At 66.2% G+C, this 18,045-nt stretch carries 23 protein-coding genes; 5 read left to right on the top strand and 18 right to left on the bottom strand.

Features of this window, described 5'->3' with window-relative positions; translation table 11 throughout:
• Together KGM94_RS13950 and KGM94_RS13945 are read right to left on the bottom strand one after the other, a co-directional pair.
• Positions 1 to 948, bottom strand: a 948-nt coding sequence (locus KGM94_RS13950; RefSeq protein WP_300259763.1) for a LysM domain-containing protein, incomplete at its 3' end; no start/stop codon positions are given.
• Between the two features lie 108 nt (positions 949 to 1,056).
• Positions 1,057 to 1,707 carry a protein-L-isoaspartate(D-aspartate) O-methyltransferase gene (locus KGM94_RS13945; RefSeq protein ID WP_300259760.1) on the bottom strand — a complete coding sequence of 217 codons (651 nt, stop codon included), beginning with the start codon at positions 1,705 to 1,707 and terminating at the stop codon, positions 1,057 to 1,059.
• A gap of 231 nt (positions 1,708 to 1,938) precedes the next feature.
• Between KGM94_RS13945 and KGM94_RS13940 the strand changes: the two genes are divergently transcribed.
• Positions 1,939 to 2,310 carry a response regulator gene (locus KGM94_RS13940; protein ID WP_300259758.1) on the top strand — a complete coding sequence of 124 codons (372 nt, stop codon included), beginning with the start codon at positions 1,939 to 1,941 and terminating at the stop codon, positions 2,308 to 2,310.
• Between the two features lie 8 nt (positions 2,311 to 2,318).
• Here KGM94_RS13940 and surE read toward each other — a convergent pair whose 3' ends face one another.
• The 12 genes from surE to KGM94_RS13880 form a co-directional block, all read right to left on the bottom strand.
• On the bottom strand, positions 2,319 to 3,086 hold the full coding sequence (gene surE, locus KGM94_RS13935; protein WP_300259765.1) for a 5'/3'-nucleotidase SurE: 768 nt from the start codon (positions 3,084 to 3,086) through the stop codon (positions 2,319 to 2,321).
• A 92-nt stretch (positions 3,087 to 3,178) separates the two neighbouring features.
• Positions 3,179 to 3,568, bottom strand: a complete 390-nt coding sequence (locus KGM94_RS13930) for a hypothetical protein (protein WP_300259756.1) — start codon at positions 3,566 to 3,568, stop codon at positions 3,179 to 3,181.
• An 87-nt stretch (positions 3,569 to 3,655) separates the two neighbouring features.
• Positions 3,656 to 4,984, bottom strand: a complete 1,329-nt coding sequence (serS, locus tag KGM94_RS13925; RefSeq protein WP_300259755.1) for a serine--tRNA ligase — start codon at positions 4,982 to 4,984, stop codon at positions 3,656 to 3,658.
• Positions 4,985 to 5,123: 139 nt separating this feature from the next.
• Entirely contained in the window at positions 5,124 to 5,930 is an 807-nt protein-coding gene (gene tatC, locus KGM94_RS13920; RefSeq protein WP_300259754.1) for a twin-arginine translocase subunit TatC, read from the bottom strand.
• Positions 5,927 to 6,376 (bottom strand): Sec-independent protein translocase protein TatB, encoded by a 450-nt coding sequence (tatB, locus tag KGM94_RS13915; RefSeq protein WP_300259753.1) that lies wholly within the window; start codon positions 6,374 to 6,376, stop codon positions 5,927 to 5,929. The genes tatC and tatB overlap by 4 nt, the downstream gene beginning before the upstream one ends.
• Positions 6,377 to 6,461: 85 nt before the next feature.
• A complete protein-coding gene (locus tag KGM94_RS13910) occupies positions 6,462 to 6,695 on the bottom strand; it encodes a twin-arginine translocase TatA/TatE family subunit (RefSeq protein WP_300259752.1) in 234 nt (77 codons plus the stop codon).
• 166 nt (positions 6,696 to 6,861) lie between these two features.
• Positions 6,862 to 7,599, bottom strand: a complete 738-nt coding sequence (gene scpB / locus KGM94_RS13905) for an SMC-Scp complex subunit ScpB (RefSeq protein WP_300259751.1) — start codon at positions 7,597 to 7,599, stop codon at positions 6,862 to 6,864.
• Positions 7,600 to 7,620: 21 nt separating this feature from the next.
• Positions 7,621 to 8,457: a ScpA family protein gene (locus KGM94_RS13900; protein ID WP_300259750.1), complete on the bottom strand. Its 837-nt coding sequence runs from the start codon at positions 8,455 to 8,457 to the stop codon at positions 7,621 to 7,623.
• The gene (nagZ, locus tag KGM94_RS13895; protein ID WP_300259749.1) at positions 8,454 to 9,482 is read right to left on the bottom strand and encodes a beta-N-acetylhexosaminidase; all 1,029 of its coding nucleotides are present in this window, start codon (positions 9,480 to 9,482) and stop codon (positions 8,454 to 8,456) included. Before nagZ ends, KGM94_RS13900 begins: the two co-directional genes overlap by 4 nt.
• A gap of 46 nt (positions 9,483 to 9,528) precedes the next feature.
• Positions 9,529 to 11,022, bottom strand: a complete 1,494-nt coding sequence (locus tag KGM94_RS13890; protein ID WP_300259748.1) for an SPOR domain-containing protein — start codon at positions 11,020 to 11,022, stop codon at positions 9,529 to 9,531.
• Positions 11,023 to 11,168: 146 nt separating this feature from the next.
• Positions 11,169 to 12,959 (bottom strand): arginine--tRNA ligase, encoded by a 1,791-nt coding sequence (gene argS / locus KGM94_RS13885; RefSeq protein ID WP_300259746.1) that lies wholly within the window; start codon positions 12,957 to 12,959, stop codon positions 11,169 to 11,171.
• A 10-nt stretch (positions 12,960 to 12,969) separates the two neighbouring features.
• On the bottom strand, positions 12,970 to 14,178 hold the full coding sequence (locus KGM94_RS13880; RefSeq protein WP_300259743.1) for a deoxyguanosinetriphosphate triphosphohydrolase: 1,209 nt from the start codon (positions 14,176 to 14,178) through the stop codon (positions 12,970 to 12,972).
• Between the two features lie 125 nt (positions 14,179 to 14,303).
• On the opposite strand from KGM94_RS13880, the gene erpA reads away from it, so the two are divergent.
• Complete coding sequence (gene erpA / locus KGM94_RS13875) at positions 14,304 to 14,633, top strand: iron-sulfur cluster insertion protein ErpA (protein WP_300259741.1); 330 nt, start codon at positions 14,304 to 14,306, stop codon at positions 14,631 to 14,633.
• Between the two features lie 301 nt (positions 14,634 to 14,934).
• Here erpA and KGM94_RS13870 read toward each other — a convergent pair whose 3' ends face one another.
• From KGM94_RS13870 to KGM94_RS13860, 3 genes are all read right to left on the bottom strand, one after another.
• The gene (locus KGM94_RS13870) at positions 14,935 to 15,222 is read right to left on the bottom strand and encodes a type II toxin-antitoxin system ParD family antitoxin (protein ID WP_300259739.1); all 288 of its coding nucleotides are present in this window, start codon (positions 15,220 to 15,222) and stop codon (positions 14,935 to 14,937) included.
• 163 nt (positions 15,223 to 15,385) lie between these two features.
• Entirely contained in the window at positions 15,386 to 15,562 is a 177-nt protein-coding gene (locus KGM94_RS13865; protein WP_300259737.1) for a hypothetical protein, read from the bottom strand.
• Positions 15,559 to 15,783, bottom strand: coding sequence for a hypothetical protein (locus KGM94_RS13860; protein WP_300259735.1), 225 nt, complete (start codon positions 15,781 to 15,783; stop codon positions 15,559 to 15,561). Before KGM94_RS13860 ends, KGM94_RS13865 begins: the two co-directional genes overlap by 4 nt.
• Positions 15,784 to 16,137: 354 nt before the next feature.
• On the opposite strand from KGM94_RS13860, the gene KGM94_RS13855 reads away from it, so the two are divergent.
• The 3 genes from KGM94_RS13855 to KGM94_RS13845 all read left to right on the top strand — a co-directional run bounded on the left by KGM94_RS13855 (position 16,138) and on the right by KGM94_RS13845 (position 17,587).
• Positions 16,138 to 16,599: an Hsp20 family protein gene (locus tag KGM94_RS13855; protein ID WP_300259733.1), complete on the top strand. Its 462-nt coding sequence runs from the start codon at positions 16,138 to 16,140 to the stop codon at positions 16,597 to 16,599.
• An 83-nt stretch (positions 16,600 to 16,682) separates the two neighbouring features.
• A complete protein-coding gene (locus KGM94_RS13850; protein WP_300259731.1) occupies positions 16,683 to 17,174 on the top strand; it encodes an Hsp20/alpha crystallin family protein in 492 nt (163 codons plus the stop codon).
• An 83-nt stretch (positions 17,175 to 17,257) separates the two neighbouring features.
• On the top strand, positions 17,258 to 17,587 hold the full coding sequence (locus tag KGM94_RS13845) for a hypothetical protein (protein ID WP_300259729.1): 330 nt from the start codon (positions 17,258 to 17,260) through the stop codon (positions 17,585 to 17,587).
• 208 nt (positions 17,588 to 17,795) lie between these two features.
• Here KGM94_RS13845 and KGM94_RS13840 read toward each other — a convergent pair.
• Positions 17,796 to 18,045 (bottom strand): hypothetical protein (locus KGM94_RS13840; protein WP_300259727.1); only part of this gene is annotated, 250 nt, incomplete at its 5' end.

Here is an 18,045-nt window from a genome sequence, read left to right as displayed (position 1 = left end):
CTCGACCGGCTTCGCATCGATAGTGGTGGTGGCCTGGGCGAGCCGGGCGCTCTGTTGCGGGGCAGCCGCGGTCGCGACCCGGGTTACCGGCGCGGTCGGAGCGGCAACCGGCTGCTGGACGACGGCCACCGGTGCCACCGGGGCCACGCCAGCAGGCGCGGCCAGGGCCGCGGTCTTTGCACCGGGCACCGCCAACCTGGTGCCGAGCTTGAGCTTGGCCGACGGATCGAGACCATTGGCGTGCGCCAGTTCGGCGACCGAAATATGATTCTTGCGCGCGATGCTGGCGAGCGTATCGCCCCGATTGACGAAGTGGACACCGGACGGCGCGCTGATGGCGGCGACTGGCGCCGCAGCCGGAGCCATCGCAGGCGCTGGCGGCGGCGTTGCCGCTGCGGTGGTCGGATGCGGAATGATCAGCTGCTGGCCGGGCGAGAGCGTGCGCGGCCCCTTGTAGCCGTTCGCGGCAAGGATCGCCTGCGGCGTGACGTGATAGCGGCGCGCCAGCACGTCGAGCGTGTCGCTGGTGCCGACGATGATCGTGGTGCCGGCAGCGGGACGCGCGGCCGCAACCGAGCGCGGCGGAACCGCGCCGGTCGTTTCGAGTTGCGGCCGGGCCGGTGGCGAGTAAGAGGCGAGGCCGCGCCCGCCCCCGGACACGCCCCCGGCTGCGGCCGGATAGGATTGCGGCGCTGCAACCGCGGGCGGCGGCAGCGGCTGCGACTGGTATTGGGACTGCGGCCGCGCATATTGCGGCAGCTCACGCTGCGGCTGCGCGTGCTGCACGGAGCCGGTCGATTCCTGAGACGCAAAGGGATTTGAGAATGACGATTGCGAAAGCCGCGACGACATGTCGGCGCTGCAGCCCGCGAAACCGAACGAGATCAGCGCCAGCACCGCGACCTGCGGCACCCGGCGCGAGCAAAGCAACTCGGCGACAGCGAACATGGTTACTCACTCGTACGCAACAAACTAAGGTCTTTAAGTAAACACGCGCCGAGTAAATAACGGCTTAACCTCCTAATAAGGTGTTGGCAGCACAGCCGATCCGGATTCCTAGAGCTCGCGCGCGATCCCCGGCAGCGCCGGCACGAAACGGACGTCGACCAGCTCCTTGCGCTCGATCCCGGCCACGGTGCGGGTCAGGCGGATCAGCGTCTGCACCCCCTGGTGCGGTCCGACCGGAGCGATCAGGACGCCGCCGACATTCAGCCGCTCGATCAGATTGTCGGGAATCTGCTCCATGGCGGCCGTGACGATGATGCGATCGAAGGAGCCGACAGTGTCGGGCAGGTCGAGGCCGTCGCCGAGCATCACCTCGACATTGTGACAGCCGAGCTTCTCGAGCCGTGTCCGTGCCGTGTCGGCGAGCTTGCGATAGCGCTCGACCGTCAGCACCTGCCCTGCGAGCCGCGACAGCACGGCGGCCTGATAGCCCGAGCCGGTTCCGATCTCCAGCACGCGGTGGGACTTCTGCAATTGCAACTGCTCGGTCATGTAGGCGACGACGAAGGGCTGGCTGATCGTCTGCCCGCAGGCGATCGGCAACGCGCTGTCGCGATAGGCGTCACCTCGGTCGGCCTCATCGACGAACAATTCGCGCGGCACCTCCTCCATGGTGCGCAGCACCGCCTGGTCGCTGATCCCGCGACGCCGCAGCGTGAGCTGAAACATCATCTTTTCCGGCGGATGCTGCTGGGAAGTCATTGCGCTCGTGTTCGTCCCGATCTGGCCATGTGTGCGCCGCAGCGCCACTGCGAGTTACTTGCTGTTCCGGCGCCGGAACCCATGATACCGTAAGCCTACGGCATTTCATCACAATCTGCTTGTGAGTCGGCGACCGTGGCGGCAATTTGCGAACCGGGAATGTCTCCGTGCAGATTGCACCATCTGGCTTGATCTGCGAACAGTTTCAGGGGACGGGCAAGGGCTTAGCGGATGACTGCGACACGGCCTTCGAGCGGTTCCGTATTCCTGGTCGAAGACGAAGTCATGATCAGGATGATGGTCGCGGACATGCTGGAGGAACTCGGCTACAAAGTCGCGGCCGAGGCCGGCGACATTGCCGAAGCGCTGCGGCTCGCCGAGTCCACGGAGTTCGACCTCGCCATCCTCGACGTCAACGTCAATGGCAAGGTGATCTCGCCGGTCGCCGATCTGATCAAGGCCAAGGGCCGGCCCTTCATCTTCGCCACCGGCTACGGCTCGTCGGGACTGCCCGAGCAATACCGCGACCGGCCCGCGCTGCAGAAGCCGTTCCAGCTCGACGCGCTCGGCAAGACCATCGAGACCGCGCTGCGCGGCAGGTAGCCGCTATATTATTTCAGCGTCTCGCCCAGCGCCTGCGAAAACGCCTCATCGGTGCGATCGAGCCTGAGCGGCGTGACCGAGATGTAGCGCTCGCTCAACGCGGCGAGATCGGTTCCTTCGGCCGGCGGGTCCATCATCGCGGCACGCTCGAATCCGATCCAGAAATAGGGATTGCCGCGGCCGTCGCGGCGCTCGTCGATCTTGAGGAAACCGAGATTGCGCTTGCCCTGCCGCGTCACGCGGATGCCGGCGACCTCTCCCGGCGCACACGAGGGGAAGTTGACGTTGATGACGGTGTTCTTGGGCACGCCGGCCGCGATCACCTTGCGCAGGATGTCGGGACCGAATGTCCGGGCGGTGTCCCATGGCGGCCGGTCGCGCGTCTCGATGCTGAATTCCTGCGACAGCGCAAACGACGGCAAGCCGAGGATGGTGCCTTCCAGCGCGCCCGCAATGGTGCCGGAGTAGACCACGTCCTCGGCGACGTTGCGGCCCTTGTTGACGCCGGAGAGCACGATATCGGGCAGCGTCGTTCCAAGGATGTGACGCGCGCCCATGATGACGCAGTCGGTCGGCGTACCCCGCACGGCGAAGTGCCGCGGGCCGACCTCGCGCAGCCGGAGGGGGTCGTTGAGCGACAGCGAATGCGACACGCCGGACTGGTCCAATTCGGGCGCCACCAGCCAGACGTCGTCGGAGAGCGCGCGGGCAATTTCCTCGACGACCTTGAGGCCGGGAGCGTGGATGCCGTCATCGTTGGTGCAGAGGATGCGCATGCGTGAGGTCGATTCCATGGTCGTCGCCGGGCCGTCTTATCCGGCTCCGGCGGATGAGGCAAACCGGCGCCGGAGCGTCCGGGAACCGGCAGTCAGCGGCGGACGCGCCATTGCGGCAGGAAGCGCGCAAGCCGGCCCTGGATGCGCCATTCCATCGGTAGCTGGACTGGCTGCGCATTTGATGCCGACGGCGGCGCCACGCCGTCGGACGGCTCCGCCGGTATCTTTGCGGCAGGGCGCTTTCGCGACGTGCCCGGCTCCGGTGCCCGCGGCCAGCGCGCCCGCGCCGTCGTCAGCGCCTTGTCGAAGTCCTCGGCATTGAGCCCGGGCTTGGCGCGCCGGCTCGCAACGAGATCGTCGTCCCAGAGCCGCGCGACCTCGATGTCGAGCACGCCCCGCAACCGCTGATCGACGGCCTGGATGCCGTATCCGGTCACCGCCCATTGTCTGCCGACCCAGAAGATGTCGCGGTGCAAGGCCATACGGTCAATCGAAGCCAATAGTCGTAACGGCAGGATAGCCCGCCGTCCGATCTTCGCAACTCCGCATCGGCTGAGACGGCCGGCAGGCTACTCGCGCGCGATCACCTTCAGCCCGCCCATGTAGGGCTGCAGCACGTCCGGCACGGCGATCGAGCCGTCCTCCTGCTGATAGGTCTCCATGACCGCGATCAGCGCGCGGCCGACCGCGGTGCCGGAGCCGTTCAGCGTATGGACGAAGCGCGGCTTGCCGTCGGGGCCGCGGGAGCGCGCATCCATGCGGCGGGCCTGGAAATCGCCGCAGACCGAACAGCTCGAGATCTCGCGGAACGCGCCGCCCTCGCCCTGTCCGGGCATCCAGACCTCGATGTCGTAGGTCTTCTGCGACGAGAATCCCATGTCGCCGGCGCACAGCGTCATGACGCGGTAGTGCAGGTCGAGCCGGCGCAGCACCTCCTCGGCGCAGGCGAGCATCCGCTCCAGCTCGTCCTTGCTGGTCTCGGGCGTCGCAATCGAGACCAGCTCGACCTTGGAAAACTGGTGCTGGCGGATCATGCCGCGCGTATCGCGCCCGGCAGCTCCAGCTTCCGCGCGGAAGCACGGCGTCAGCGCGGTGAGCCGCATCGGCAATTGCTTCTCGTCGAGGATGGATTCGCGCGCGAGGTTGGTGAGCGAGACCTCGGCGGTCGGAATGAGCCCGAGACGCTCGCTGCGCAGGCGCGCGTCGGGATCGAGTAGCAACTCGCCCCTCACCGCCCAGAACTGGTCGTCCTCGAATTTCGGCAACTGGCCGGTGCCGAACATGACCTCGTTGCGCACCAAGAGCGGCGGGTTGATCTCGGTGTAGCCGTGCTCGGTGGTGTGGAGGTCGAGCATGAACTGGCCGATCGCGCGCTCGAGCCGCGCCAGCCCCTTCTTCAGCACGACGAAGCGCGCGCCGGACAATTTGGCCGCCGCCTCGAAATCCATGTAGCCGAGCGCGGCGCCGAGATCGTCATGCGGCTTCGGCGCGAAGGCGTAGCTGCGCTTGCTGCCGAAGACGTGACGCTGCACGTTGCCATGCTCGTCGATGCCGTCGGGCACTTCGGGAAGCGGCAGATTGGGGATCGCCGAGAGCTCCTTCGCAAGCTCTTCGTCGGCGGTCTTGGCGGCGGCCTCGAGCCGCGGCATCGTCGTCTTGAGCTCGGCCACCTCCGTCATCAGCTTCGCCGCACGCGCCTCGTCCCTGGCCTTCTTGGCGTCGCCGATCTCCTTCGAAGCCGCGTTGCGCCGCGCCTGGGCCTGTTCGGACGCCAGGATCGCCGCGCGGCGCTTCTCGTCGATCGCCAGCAACGAGGCCGACAGCGGCCCGAGCCCGCGGCGGGCGAGCGCCGCGTCGAAGGCTTGCGGATCGTCGCGGATCGATTTGATGTCGTGCATGACCTATGTCCCGTCATGGCTGGGTTCATCCCGGCCATCCACGTCTTTGCCGCCTTAGATCAAGTCGTGGATGCCCGGGTCAAGGCCGGGGCACGACGAATCGCAGGCGGGGTACGGCAATGATAGGCGAAAACGTGCCCTACTCGGCCGGATTGGCGCTCGACGATGCGCTGCCGGAGGACTGGGCGGCCGTCGCCTTCTTCTCCACCATCGCGACCGAAATGATCGAGCCCTCGTACAGGGCTAGGAGCGGAATCGCCAACGAAGCCTGGCTCAGCACGTCCGGCGGCGTCAGGACGGCGGCGATGATGAAGGCGACGACGATGAAATAGCGGCGCTTTTCGCGCAGCATCTTGGCGGTGATGATGCCGATCCTGCCGAGCAGCGTCAGGATCACCGGAAGCTGGAAGGCGATACCGAAGGCGAAGATCAGCGACATCATCAGCGACAGGTATTCGCCGACCTTCGGCAAGAGCGCGATCTGCGCGGTCTCCGCGCCGCCAGCCTGCTGCATGCCGAGCGAGAAGCGGATCAGCATCGGCAGCACGACGAAATAGACCAGCAGCGAGCCCAGCAGGAAGAAGAACGGCGTCGCGATAAGGTACGGCAGGAACGCCTGCTTCTCGTGCTTGTAGAGGCCGGGCGCGACGAACTTGTAGATCTGCGTCGCCACGATCGGAAACGAGATGAAGCCTGCGCCGAACAGCGCGAGCTTGAGCTGGGTGATGAAATATTCCAGCAGCGCGGTGTAGATGAACTTCGAGTTCTCCGGCCCCGCCACCCAAACGAACGGCCAGACCAGGATGTTGTAGATCTGCTTGGCGAAGAAGAAACAGAAGATGAAGGCCACGCCGAAGCCGAGCAGCGCCTTGATGAGCCGCGAGCGCAGCTCGATCAGATGGTCCATCAACGGCGCCTTCGAGGCCTCGATATCGGCGTCGCTCATGACGCTTTGGCGTCCTTGATCGCCTCGTTCGGCGCGGTGTCCTGTGCGACCGGCGCGGCCTGCACCTCACTGACGATCGCGAGCGGCTCGCCGGCGGCCGGCGGCTCCGCGGTTTCGACCGCTGGCGCCGGCGCGGTCTCGGCCGGCTTGTCGATGCCGCCGATGTCGAGCGCGTTGTCGACGCTCTTCTCGAGCGTGGTCATCAGACTGCCGCCAGTGAAGCCTGAAGCGGCTTCCCTGACCTCGTCAAAACTCTTCTTCAGGTCGGCCATCTCGGCCTCGCGCATGGCTTCCTGGAACTGGCCCTGGAATTCGGCGGCCATCTTGCGGGCCTTGCCCATCCACTGGCCGATCATGCGCAGGACGCCCGGAAGCTCCTTCGGGCCGATGGCGATCAGCGCGACGACCGCGATGACGACCAGTTCACTCCACCCGATGTCGAACATGACGTCTTCCGTTCACGCAAAGGCGGGTTGGCCCAATCCTTGACCCGCAGGATCGGGGCCGCCCCGCGTCTTGCCGGTCTTTGGTTCAGACGGCCTTGCTGCCGACGTCCGACCGCGCCGCGTTCGGCGCGCCATTGTGCTCGATGGACTTGGCGGGCTCGGGCTTGTCGGCGGTCTTGTCGTCGTCCTGCATGCCCTTCTTGAAGGCCTTGATGCCCTGGGCCACGTCGCCCATCAGATCCGAAATCTTGCCGCGGCCGAACAGCAGCAGGACCACTGCGATCACCACGATCCAGTGCCAAATGCTAAGCGAACCCATCCTGCAACCCTCCAAACGCACATGGCCGGTGACCCGGCCTGATCTGGTTAAAACCTAGGCTTGGCGGGGGCCAAAAACAAGGACCCAGACCGCGTCAATTCGCTGTCGCCGCTACGTAATATCGCCAGTGTTAACCGGCCGAGCAGGCGCGCAGCGCGGCCGGGAATCAGCCCTCGTTCCCCTCGCTGCCGCCTTCGGGCGCGTCCGGCTCGACGGCTGGAGCAAGTGCGAGGTCCAGATCGTCGCCCGGTTCCAGCGGCTCCTCGTCCTCGCGCAGGACCGGATCGTCCGACGGCGTCGGAACGCTGAAGCCCGTCGGCAGACGGGAATCCAGCAGGCCCGTGCCCTTCAGTTCCTCGAGGCCCGGCAGGTCGCCGAGCTGCTCCAGGGTGAACTGCGACAGGAACGCCTCGGTGGTTCCGAAAGTGAGCGGACGGCCCGGCGTCTTGCGGCGGCCGCGCGGCTTGATCCAGCCGGTCTCCAGCAGCACGTCGAGAGTGCCCTTCGAGGTGACGACGCCGCGGATCTCCTCGATCTCGGCGCGTGTCACCGGCTGGTGATAGGCGATGATCGCCAACACCTCGATGGCGGCGCGGGACAGCCGCCGCGTCTCGGTGCTCTCGCGCGTCATCAGCCAGGCGAGGTCGCCCGCGGTGCGGAATGTCCACTTGTTGGCGACGCGAACGAGGTTCACCCCGCGCGTGGCATACTCCGCCTGCAACTGCGCAAGCGCCGCCTTCACGTCGACGCCCTCCGGCATGCGTTTGGCAAGCGTGGCCGTGTCGAGCGGTTCACTGGAGGCAAACAGCAGCGCTTCGAGAAGCCGCAATTCTTCGGGCCGTGCCTGGGAATCGTTGTCCATCGGCTCGACCTCTTCAACCCGCACTTCCGCCAGGCTCGCCATGGCAGCTTCTCCTTCTTGCACTTAGCTCACCGGCGCGTCAGGCACGGGAACCGTGTCTGCTGCCGGTTGATGCCGCCCCTTCCGGAAATACAGGGGAGCAAACGCCTCTTTCTGGTTCAGTTCCAACTGCCCTTCGCGCACCAGTTCGAGCGCAGCGGCGAAGCTCGAGGCGAACACCGTCGCGCGCTGCGACGGATCGGCGACGTAACGCAACAGGTACTCGTCGAGACAACCCCAGTCTTCCGACTCGGCCATGCCGACGAGGCGCTCCAGCGAGGCGCGCGCCTCGGCGAGCGACCAGACCGTGCGGCGCGCCAGATGCACGCTTGCCAGCACGCGCTGCTGGCGCTGCGCGGCATAGGCGGTCAGCAAGTCGTAGAGCGTCGCGGTGTATTTCGGGTGCCTGATCTCTGCGATCGCCTCGGGCTCACCGCGCGGGAAGACGTCGCGCAACAATTGCTGCCTGTTCATCAGCCGGTTGGCAGCTTCGCGGATGGCTTCGAGCCGGCGCAGACGGTTGGCGAGCGCGGTGGCCATCTCCTCGGCGCTCGGCCCGTCCGCGGACGGCGGCTCGGGCAGCAACAGACGCGATTTCAGGAAGGCGAGCCAGGCCGCCATCACCAAATAGTCGGCGGCAAGCTCGAGCCGGATTTTTCGCGCCGCCTCGATGAAGTGGAGATACTGGTCGGCGAGCGCCAGGATCGAAATCTTGGCGAGATCGACCTTCTGCTGCCGCGCCAGCGCGAGCAGCAGGTCAAGCGGGCCTTCATAGCCCTCGACGTCGACCACCAGCGCCGGCTCGCCCTCGCCAAGCTCAGCCGGCCGGCCGGTTTCAAACGAAAGAATCTCTGCGGTCATGCCGATGCCGTGTCTGCCCGTGCGATCAATGCGTCGAGTTCGATCCGCGCCGCGGTCCGATCAAAGGGCCGCGGCGGCTGGCGCGCGGCGAGCGCCCGGTTCGCCCGCTCCAGTGCCTTGCCCGACAATTCGGGCGTTTGGCCGGCGACCTCACGCATCTCGTCGATATTCCCGTTGCAATGCAGGACCACGTCGCAGCCGGCCGCGAGGATCGCTCGCGTGCGCTCGGCGATGGTTCCGGCCAGCGCATTCATGGACACGTCATCACTCATCAACAAACCCTGGAACCCGATCACGCCGCGAATCACCTGCTCGATCATTGTCGCAGAAGTCGTTGCCGGTTGGGCGGGATCGAACGCGCTAAACACAACATGTGCGGTCATGGCCATGGGCAGATCGGCGAGCGGCTTGAAGGCCGCGAAATCGGTCCGGATCAGCTCGCCTTTCGACGTATCGACCATCGGCAGCCGGAAATGGGTGTCGGCGGTCGCCCGGCCATGGCCGGGAATGTGCTTGAGGACCGGCAGGACGCTGCCCTGCTCCAGTCCCTCGGTGACCGCGCGGGCGATCGCGGCGACCTTGGCCGGCTCGGTTCCGTAGGCGCGGTTGCCGATGACGGCGTCAGCGCCCGCGACCGGCACGTCGGCCAGTGGCAGACAGTCCACGGTAATGCCGAGATCGGCGAGATCGGCGGCAATCAGCCGGGCGCTCAGCCATGCCGCCCTCAGCCCGAGGGCCGAATCAGCGTCGTAGAGCGTCCCGAACACGGCACCAGGAGGATAGACCGGCCAGTGCGGCGGTCCCAGCCGCTGCACCCGCCCGCCCTCCTGGTCGATCAGGACCGGGGCGTCGGGCGCCCCCGCCGCATTGCGCAATTCCCCAACCAACGACTTGACTTGAGCCGGGCTCTCGACGTTCCGCCTGAACAGGATGAAGCCCCACGGGCGCTGCGCACGGATGAAATCCCGCTCGACGGCGGTCAATCCCGTTCCGGAAACGCCGGTGATGAAGGCCCGCGTGCTCATAGCCGCCGATTAACCGTACCCCGCTAGGGGGTCAAGGAAACGGCCGCTAATTCCTCTGGACGACGCACTGGCCGCCGGCGGTTTTCAGATTGCCGCAGAATTGCGCGGCCTCGTCCGACGAGCCGAACGGCCCGACCATGGCGCGGTAATACACGCCCTTGTCGCCGAGGTCGGCGCGCTTGATGACCGGCGAATGCGAGCCCAGCACCGCGGGAAATTTGCTTTGCAGCGCCTTGTAGGAGGCGTGGGCGTCGGCTTCGCTTCGCTGCGAGGAGACCTGCACCAGATACCCGCCGCCTGCTACGGCCGGCGCGGGCGCAGGTGCGATCTGGGTCGGATTGGTTGCAGCCAACCTCTGCGGTGGGGCTGCGGCCGGCGCGGCCTGCGGCGCCAGCGACAACGGCCCGTTGGCGCTGGCATTGGCCGCCGTCGGCGGATTACGTGGTGCGGCCGGTGCGGCAGCCTTTGGTGCGGCGGACTGCTTGGCCGCGGGGGCTGCGCCCTGCGGCGCCGTGCCGTCGGTCTGGTCGCCCTTGACCGAGAGCGTCCTGATCCGGCGCGGCTCGTTGTTCGGCAGCGTGCCGTTGCTGGGCACTGGACCCGCGCTCGGCGCCGGCACCGTGGACGGCGCCACGCTCGCGACCGGCGGCGGGCTGGTATTGGGGTTCAAGGGCGGGAACACGACGCGCGGCCCGCCCGACCTGGCGTTGAGATCGACGGGAGCTTCCTCGCGCGGCACGATCTTCTCGGTGCCATCGCCGGTCGCCATGCGATCGGGCAGCTTGGCAGTGCCATCAGTCGGCGCCGGCACCACCTTGGTCGGCGCGTTGTCGGCCTTGATGATCGGCGGCTCGCCGCTGCGGGGCGATCCCATGAAAGTGCGATAGGCGAAGGCGCCGCCGGTGCCGACCACGGCCAGCGCCAGCACGGCCGCAACCGTCATCATGCCGCCGCGCCGCCTCCTCGGCTCCTCGACGTCCTCCTCGGGATAGTCGTTCTGATAGGCGTAGGGGTCGTCCGGATAGGCCGGATCGCGCTGATAATCCTGCTCGCTCGACTCGAGTTGGCCGTACAGCGCATCGTCGTAGCGCGACGGATCGGGCTGCACCTCGGGCGCATGATACGCCTGCGGCTCGTCGTAGTCCGGCTCCGGCGCGGCCGGCTGCTGGGCCGCATAGCGATGCAGCGGATGCGCCGCGGCCGCATAGTCCTGCCGCGGCGCGGGCGCCGATTGCGGCTGGACGTTGGCGCGACGCATCCAGGCCGGCGGCCCAGGTGGAGGCAGCGGCTCTTCGTAGCTGTCCGGATAGGTCTCCTGGTACGTCTCTTCCGGATAGCTCTCGGCCGGCGACTGATAGGGCTGAGGCGCAGCCGGCGCTCTCGCGACAGGCTGCGGCTGCGTGCCAAACGGGTCGGTCTGTCCGATCAGGCGGGCGAGCTCGGCCAAGGGGTCGCTGTCCGCTCTCCCGGCCCCATGCTGGTCGCCGCCGCGACCGTAGTCATCGGGAGGAAACGGTCTGTCCTGATATCGATCGGCCATCGTGATGATGCGTCCCCTTCGGGAAAGCCGCCTGTCTCTTGGCTTGAGCGGCTTCCACCCACAAGGCTTTCAACCAAGTCGCATGACTCAAGTGAGCCGGCTTCTGCCGGTTACCCCACAGATCCCCTTGCGTCGTTCGCCCCAAACTAACGCATCTCGTCCGGGGCATGGACGCCGAGGATGGCGAGACCCGATGCCAAGACCGAGACGACGCCCTGGACCATGGCCAGCCGCGCCTTCGTAAGCTCTGCATCATTATTGATAATGAAGCGTAAATAGGGCAAATCGCGCCCCTTCGTCCAAAGTGCGTGAAATTCGCTGGCTAAATCATAGAGGTAAAAGGCAATTCGGTGCGGTTCGTGGGCCGCGGCGGCCGCCTCCAGCATCCGCGGATAAATCGCCAGCCGCCTCAGCAGGTCGAGTTCGGCCGGGTCCGACAGCCGTTCCAGGGCCGAGTCGAGCAGCCAGGCGATGCGCGCCCCTGAGTCCTGGGGCAGTTCCGAAAACACCTCCGTGCGCGCGTTGCGGAAGATCGAGTGCCCCCGGGCATGGCCGTACTGGACGTAGAACACCGGGTTGTCGCGCGACTGCTCGATCACCTTGGCGAGGTCGAAATCCAGCACCGCATCGTTCTTGCGATAGAGCATCATGAAGCGGACGGCGTCCTTGCCGACCTCGTCCACCACCTCGCGCAGGGTGACGAAGTCACCGGCGCGCTTGGACATCTTCACCGGCTCGCCGTTGCGCAGGAGCCTCACGAGCTGGACGATCTTGACGTCGAGCGCGGCCTCGTCCGCGGTCACGGCCTTCACCGCGGCCTGCATCCGCTTGATGTAGCCGCCGTGGTCGGCGCCCCACACGTCGATCAGGTCGGCAAAGCCGCGATCGAACTTGTTCTTGTGGTAGGCGATGTCGGAGGCGAAATAGGTGTAGGACCCGTCCGACTTGATCAGCGGACGATCGACGTCGTCGCCATGGGCGGTCGCCTTGAACAGGAGCTGCTCGCGATCCTCCCAGTCGTCGACCGGCGCGCCCTTCGGCGGCGGCAGGCGGCCTTCGTAGACGTCGCCCTTGGCGCGCAGGAAATCGATGGTCGCGGCGACGCGGTTGTTGCCGCCCTCGATCAGCGAACGCTCCGAGAAGAATACGTCGTGGCGGATGTTGAGCGCGGCGAGATCGTCCTTGATCTCGTCCATCATCATCGCGATCGACTTCGCCCGCACGAGCGGCAGCCATTCGGCTTCCGCCACCGACCGCAGCTTGTCGCCATGCTCCTTCGCGAGCGCCACGCCGACCGGCTTCAGATAGTCGCCGGGATAGAGCCCGTCCGGGATCGCTCCGATGTCCTCGCCGAGCGCTTCCCGATACCTGAGGAAGGCCGAGCGCGCGAGCACGTCGACCTGGGCGCCGGCATCGTTGATGTAGTATTCGCGCGTGACGTCATGGCCGGCGAACTGCAACAGGCTCGCCAGCGCGTCGCCGAACACGGCGCCGCGGCAATGGCCGACATGCATCGGCCCGGTCGGGTTGGCCGAGACATATTCGACGTTGACCCTGGAACCGCCCGAGAGCCTGCCATAGGCGGCCCCCTCGCGCAGCAGCGTCCGCAGCGAGTCAGCCCAGGCCGCGGGTTTCAGCGTCAGATTGATGAAGCCGGGGCCGGCAACGTCGACCTTGGCGATCAGGGCGTCGGCGCGCAGGCGCGCGGCGATCGCTTCGGCGAGGTCGCGCGGCTTCGCCTTGGCCTCCTTCGCCAGCACCATGGCGGCGTTGGTCGCCATGTCGCCATGGCTTGCATCGCGCGGCGGCTCGACCACCACGCGCGAGAAATCGATCCCCGCCGGCCAGCCGGCTTCCGCCGCGAGCGCACGGCAGACGCCGTGCACGCGCGCGAGCACGTCGGCGAACAGGTGCAGCGATGGGGATGTGTCGGCCATGGGCCGCCGCCTAACGCAAATCCGGGGTCGAGTCAAAAAGCCGCTGGTGCTCGGTCAGGGCGAAGCGATCGGTCATTCCAGCAATGAAATTGCCGATCCGCCGCGCCCTGTCAGCCTCGCTGTCCGCCTCCGCCCCGATCAGCCATTCCGGCGGCAGGTCGGCAGGCGAGGCCCGGTAGCGCGCGAACAGGTCGAACAGGATCTGCTCCGCCTCCCCCATCACCCGCATCACCCGCTCGTGGCGGTACATGTGCTGGTAGAGGAAGCTCTTGATGCCGGCCTCCTCCTTGGCGACATCAGGCGGAAAGCCGACCAGCGCCCGGCCCTGCCGGCGGACGTCCCGGGCCGATTGCGGCTTCGCGGCGTCGATGTTCCTTGTGGCCTCGGCGAACACGGCGCCGATCAGATGCGAGATCAGCTCGCGCACCAGCTCGGCGCCGCGCCGGTCGTCGTCCAGCGTCGGATAGTGCGCGCCGATCTCAGCGATGATCTCCGCGGTGAGCGGCATCGCCTCGAGGTCGTCGAGGCGGAACAGGCCCGCGCGCAGGCCGTCGTCGATGTCGTGGGCGTCGTAGGCGATGTCGTCGGCGATCGCCGCGACCTGCGCCTCCAGCGAGGCAAAGCTCCAGAGCTCCAGATCGTAGGTCCCGACGTAGTCGGCGATGCCGACGGGAACGCCGCGCTCGCGATAGCGTCCGATCGGCGCGCCGGCACGATCGGTCAGCGGACCGTTGTGCTTGACGATGCCCTCGAGCGATTCCCAGGTCAGATTGAGACCGTCGAACTCGGGATAGCGGTGCTCCAGCGCGGTGAGGACGCGCAGCGTCTGGGCATTGTGGTCGAAGCCGCCGTAAGCCCCGAGGCAAGCATCCAGCGCGCGCTCGCCGGCATGGCCGAACGGCGGGTGGCCGAGATCATGGGCGAGCGCCAGCGTCTCCGTGAGGTCCTCGTCGAGCCCTAACTGGCGCGCCAGCGCACGCGCAATCTGCGCCACCTCCAGCGAATGGGTCAGCCGCGTGCGGTAATGGTCGCCTTCATGGAACACGAACACCTGGGTCTTGTACTTCAGGCGGCGGAAGGCGGTGGAATGGATGACCCGGTCGCAGTCCCGGCGGAACGGGCTCCGCGTGCGGCTCGGCGGCTCCGCGACCAGCCGGCCGCGGCTGCGATCGGGGTCGCAGGCATAGGGCGCGCGGGGGGCAGCCATTCCGACCGACACGGCGTATTCAGCCTCTATCCATTTGATTCTGCGATCCCCTGCACTTAACTATGTCGGGCGCGGGATACCAAATGAATCAGCTTCATGAACCGGCTATGACGCGCCCGACTGACCGGAGTGGACCAATGACGACTGCCGTGACCATCAGCGACCGGGCCGCCCGCCGCATCGGGGAGATCCTCAAGGGCGAAGGGTCAGGCGCGATGCTGAGGATCTCGGTCGAGGGCGGCGGCTGCTCCGGCTTCCAGTACAAGTTCGACATCGAGCACGCGCGGGGCGATGACGACCTCGTGATCGAGCGCGACCATGCGGTGGTGCTGGTGGATTCCGCGTCCCAGCCGTTCCTGGCGGGCTCCGAGGTCGACTTCGTCGACGACCTGATCGGCGCCTCGTTCCGGGTCAACAACCCCAACGCCACTGCGGCCTGCGGCTGCGGCACCAGCTTCTCGATCTAGCCCCGATTCAAAATCCGCGGTTCAACCCCATGCACAGTGGAATGGGGTCGATATGATACATTTCGCTTTTAGCGAAAAATGGTTGACGCGTCGGGCAAATCAGGGGTAGTATGTACCAATCGGCAAGAGTCGGTGCTCGGGACCATCGGCAAGCTCGCCAATCGCCTGAACGAGCGTGTCCCGATAGACCCGAGATTGTTGCGCGCCAAGATTCTCGGTGGTCCATCTGAGAGTCTTGGCAAAGTCGACTTCCGCGGCAGCGCCGAGACGGACGCGCCATCTCCGCTGAGCCATGACAGCACTATTTGGCGCTTCGGGAGATGACCTTCTCCGAGAGGTCATTCAGATAGGCTTGCAATTCCTCGATGGTTCCGAATTCCTTGAAGTCTCCCCGAGCCAACGCTCCAACTCCAGCGCGAGCGGTTGCCCGCAGGGCTTTCAGCTTGCCTGCATCCTCCGCTTCGCGCTGCTCCACGAGCCGCAACCCGTCGCGCAGCACTTCGCTGGCATTCTGGTAGCGGCCAGACTTGACGAGGGACTCGACAAGTTTTTCCTGACGCTCCGTCAACACGACGTTTCTGGTGGGCATCGGTGTCCTTCCAGGTTATTCGACCGGGCCATATGGCATATTGCGCCATGACGGCCCGATCGCCTCAACGCGAATGTTGGCTTGGCAACCGACGAACGACGCTGATCGCCGCATCATTGCGCCACGCCGATGTGTGCTTAGCGGTCCCTCTTGCGAGGAGCGGCTATGCCGCGAACCGATCCGGAAAGCCGCCCATGAGTTCGTTCAGCAACCGCTGCTCACGTTCGATCCTGCTTCGATAGAGCTGGCACCCGCTCTCGGTCTTGGCGCTCGCGAGCAGAAGGCGATAGTGTCCGATGACCTTTTCGCTGCCCTGGATGAGGAGGTCACGGACGCTCATTGCTCGGTCCCCATCATTGCGGAGTCCGATCGGCTCTTCGGAAGCGTGAACGCGATGGGGAAGGTGTCGGCGGCCAGAGCAGCGAGCGCGGTCTGCTCCTCGGCAAGGCGTCTTTCGACGAACTGACGTTCCAGGTCCGACAGCTTCGTTCGAAGCAGCCGTCGATAGCGGTGGATGTTGTTGCGGTGCGCACGGATGCGGGCCAGATCTTCATCGAGCATCGTCGTCACTCCTGACGGTCGTCACGGTCCTTTTCGGGGTTTGAGAAAACCGGGAAAGAGATTTCCCGGCCCAAAGGAAATATTCGAAAGCGATCGTCTGTCAAGATGCCGCTCGGCGCGGCTCCGAGTCCTCGGAGCGGCGCCCCAGGCGAACGGCGCCGCTGCCGGAGGCAGAAATTTTTTTGCGTCCACCTCTTGAAACGATTCTCCGCTTTTCTAAGTCGTTTTTCGCCGCGAGAGCGGTGTGCCGGACGCCGTCACGGGTCCGGCACGGGCGCCGGGCCGGGTATCAGACCCACTCTGACTCCTGCCTTGCGCTCCTTGTATCCATCTTGCTCGTTGGAGGACTTGGTTATGAGGACTACCTTTGACTTCGCGCCCCTGTGGCGCTCCACCATCGGTTTTGACCACCTGGCCGGCCTCGTCGACAGTGCGCTGCGCCAGGCGACCGAGGACAACTATCCCCCCTACAACATCGAACGTTCCAGCGAGGACCACTACCGGATCTCGCTCGCCGTCGCCGGCTTCGGCGCCGATGACATCACGGTGACCGCCGAGCAAAACGCGCTCACCATCGAGGGCAGGAAGCCCGAGAAGGCAGCCGGCGAGTACCTGTACCAGGGCATCGCCGCGCGGCCGTTCCGCCGCGTGTTCAACCTGGCCGACTACGTCCAGGTCAAAGAGGCCTCGTTCCGCGACGGACTGCTGATCGTCGACCTCGTCCGCGAGGTGCCGGAAGCCATGAAGCCGCGGCGGATCCAGATCGGAAGCGGCGCCTCTTCCGCCTCGCAGATCGAGCAGAAGAAAGCGGCCTGATACCGGATCGATTTCGACGACGGAACGCGGCACACGCAAGCGTGACCGCGCTCCCTGGCTCATGCCAACGAAGGAGAAGAACCATGGCAGTTCGTGATCTCATTCCCTGGTCGAGACACCAGCAGCTTGCGCCGGCGCGTGGCATCTACGATTCGTTCATGACGCTACATCGCGAGATGAACCGTCTGTTCGATGACGCCTTCCGCGGTTTCGGCGGAACCGGCCTGTCGCCGCTCATGGAAGGGCAATTCGACTGGCCCAGGATCGAACTCAGCGAGACCGACAAGACGCTGACGATCTCAGCCGAGCTGCCCGGCATGACGGAGAAGGACGTCCAGATCGGAATCGCCAATGGCGTCCTGACGATCAGCGGCGAGAAGAAGGGCGAGCGCAAGGACGAAGGCAGGTATTTCTCCGAGCGCTACTACGGAGCGTTCCAGCGCCAGATCGCGCTCGAGGACGTCGATGAGGACAAGGCCGAGGCGTCGTTCAAGAATGGCGTCCTGACGATCTCGCTGCCGAAGTCGGAGAAGCCGGGCGCGGCAGTCAAACGCATCGCGATCAACACGCAATGACCAGGACGGGCGGCGGAGATTCCCGCCGCCCGTCCCCATGGAAGACCGGTCCCCGAGGAAAGGAGCGAAAAGGGAGGCAACCGATGACCAACGCCAACACGAACAGCGGCAATCTCAATCCCCTCTTCCATCCGGCCGCGCACCATGCGTCTCCGGACGACGTCCTGAACGATCGCGGGCTCTCCGTGCCGGAGAAGCGGATCATTCTGTCATCGTGGGCGTCCGACATGTTCGCCATCGAATCCTATCCTGCCTTGCGCGAGATTCCCGGCATGAGCCATCCCATCCGGCTCGCCGACATTCTCGCGGCCTTGCGCAAGCTCGACGATGGGGATGATGATCCGCCGCGGCCCGGCGGGACGTCGATGCGGCTGCGGCGGCCTTGGGCCGCCGCGCTCCGGAGGGCGGCATGATGTTGACGCAGGCGGTCTTGACCATCGTGCTCCTGAGCAATGCCGCGGCGCTGTGGGTCTTCCCCTTCCTTGCCCTCAATGGAGCAACAGGAGCCGGACAGCCCGGTGATCGCCGGGTGGCGTCCTCTCCAGCAGGACGGCCAAGCGCCCGAACATCGCAAGCGGCTGCCTCGCGGGACAAGCGGCCTCCCCGCCAACTCACCGCCAGCTAGTCATTCCGACACGAGCCCTGGGCCTCGGCCTCGGTCGTCATGTCGACGAACCCGTCCGGCTGCAGCGGCGCCTCGTTCGACGCCATCTGATCCATCGCCCGCAACAGCGCCGCGACCAGCGCCGGCTTGCGCAGCGGCTTGGCCAGGAAATCGGACATCCCCGCCTCGCGGCAGATCTTGACGTCCTCCGGGAAGGCATTCGCGGTCAGGGCAATGATCGGCAGCGCCGCGAACCGGCCGCCCGGC

Source organism: Bradyrhizobium sp., from assembly GCF_028868675.1.
Lineage (GTDB): Bacteria > Pseudomonadota > Alphaproteobacteria > Rhizobiales > Xanthobacteraceae > Bradyrhizobium.
The sequence above is the reverse complement of the archived record's forward strand: the minus strand, read 5'-3'. Positions and strand labels throughout refer to the sequence as shown.

What these genes read in the sequence shown, in the direction of transcription:
- KGM94_RS13945 (WP_300259760.1), bottom strand. Translation starts at nt 1,707, where the DNA reads ATGACTTCCCAGCAGCATCCGCCGGAAAAGATGATGTTTCAGCTCACG.
- KGM94_RS13940 (WP_300259758.1), top strand. Translation starts at nt 1,939, where the DNA reads ATGACTGCGACACGGCCTTCGAGCGGTTCCGTATTCCTGGTCGAAGAC.
- surE (WP_300259765.1), bottom strand. Translation starts at nt 3,086, where the DNA reads ATGCGCATCCTCTGCACCAACGATGACGGCATCCACGCTCCCGGCCTC.
- KGM94_RS13930 (WP_300259756.1), bottom strand. Translation starts at nt 3,568, where the DNA reads ATGGCCTTGCACCGCGACATCTTCTGGGTCGGCAGACAATGGGCGGTG.
- serS (WP_300259755.1), bottom strand. Translation starts at nt 4,984, where the DNA reads ATGCACGACATCAAATCGATCCGCGACGATCCGCAAGCCTTCGACGCG.
- tatC (WP_300259754.1), bottom strand. Translation starts at nt 5,930, where the DNA reads ATGAGCGACGCCGATATCGAGGCCTCGAAGGCGCCGTTGATGGACCAT.
- tatB (WP_300259753.1), bottom strand. Translation starts at nt 6,376, where the DNA reads ATGTTCGACATCGGGTGGAGTGAACTGGTCGTCATCGCGGTCGTCGCG.
- KGM94_RS13910 (WP_300259752.1), bottom strand. Translation starts at nt 6,695, where the DNA reads ATGGGTTCGCTTAGCATTTGGCACTGGATCGTGGTGATCGCAGTGGTC.
- scpB (WP_300259751.1), bottom strand. Translation starts at nt 7,599, where the DNA reads ATGGCGAGCCTGGCGGAAGTGCGGGTTGAAGAGGTCGAGCCGATGGAC.
- KGM94_RS13900 (WP_300259750.1), bottom strand. Translation starts at nt 8,457, where the DNA reads ATGACCGCAGAGATTCTTTCGTTTGAAACCGGCCGGCCGGCTGAGCTT.
- nagZ (WP_300259749.1), bottom strand. Translation starts at nt 9,482, where the DNA reads ATGAGCACGCGGGCCTTCATCACCGGCGTTTCCGGAACGGGATTGACC.
- KGM94_RS13890 (WP_300259748.1), bottom strand. Translation starts at nt 11,022, where the DNA reads ATGGCCGATCGATATCAGGACAGACCGTTTCCTCCCGATGACTACGGT.
- argS (WP_300259746.1), bottom strand. Translation starts at nt 12,959, where the DNA reads ATGGCCGACACATCCCCATCGCTGCACCTGTTCGCCGACGTGCTCGCG.
- erpA (WP_300259741.1), top strand. Translation starts at nt 14,304, where the DNA reads ATGACGACTGCCGTGACCATCAGCGACCGGGCCGCCCGCCGCATCGGG.
- KGM94_RS13870 (WP_300259739.1), bottom strand. Translation starts at nt 15,222, where the DNA reads ATGCCCACCAGAAACGTCGTGTTGACGGAGCGTCAGGAAAAACTTGTC.
- KGM94_RS13865 (WP_300259737.1), bottom strand. Translation starts at nt 15,562, where the DNA reads ATGAGCGTCCGTGACCTCCTCATCCAGGGCAGCGAAAAGGTCATCGGA.
- KGM94_RS13860 (WP_300259735.1), bottom strand. Translation starts at nt 15,783, where the DNA reads ATGCTCGATGAAGATCTGGCCCGCATCCGTGCGCACCGCAACAACATC.
- KGM94_RS13855 (WP_300259733.1), top strand. Translation starts at nt 16,138, where the DNA reads ATGAGGACTACCTTTGACTTCGCGCCCCTGTGGCGCTCCACCATCGGT.
- KGM94_RS13850 (WP_300259731.1), top strand. Translation starts at nt 16,683, where the DNA reads ATGGCAGTTCGTGATCTCATTCCCTGGTCGAGACACCAGCAGCTTGCG.
- KGM94_RS13845 (WP_300259729.1), top strand. Translation starts at nt 17,258, where the DNA reads ATGACCAACGCCAACACGAACAGCGGCAATCTCAATCCCCTCTTCCAT.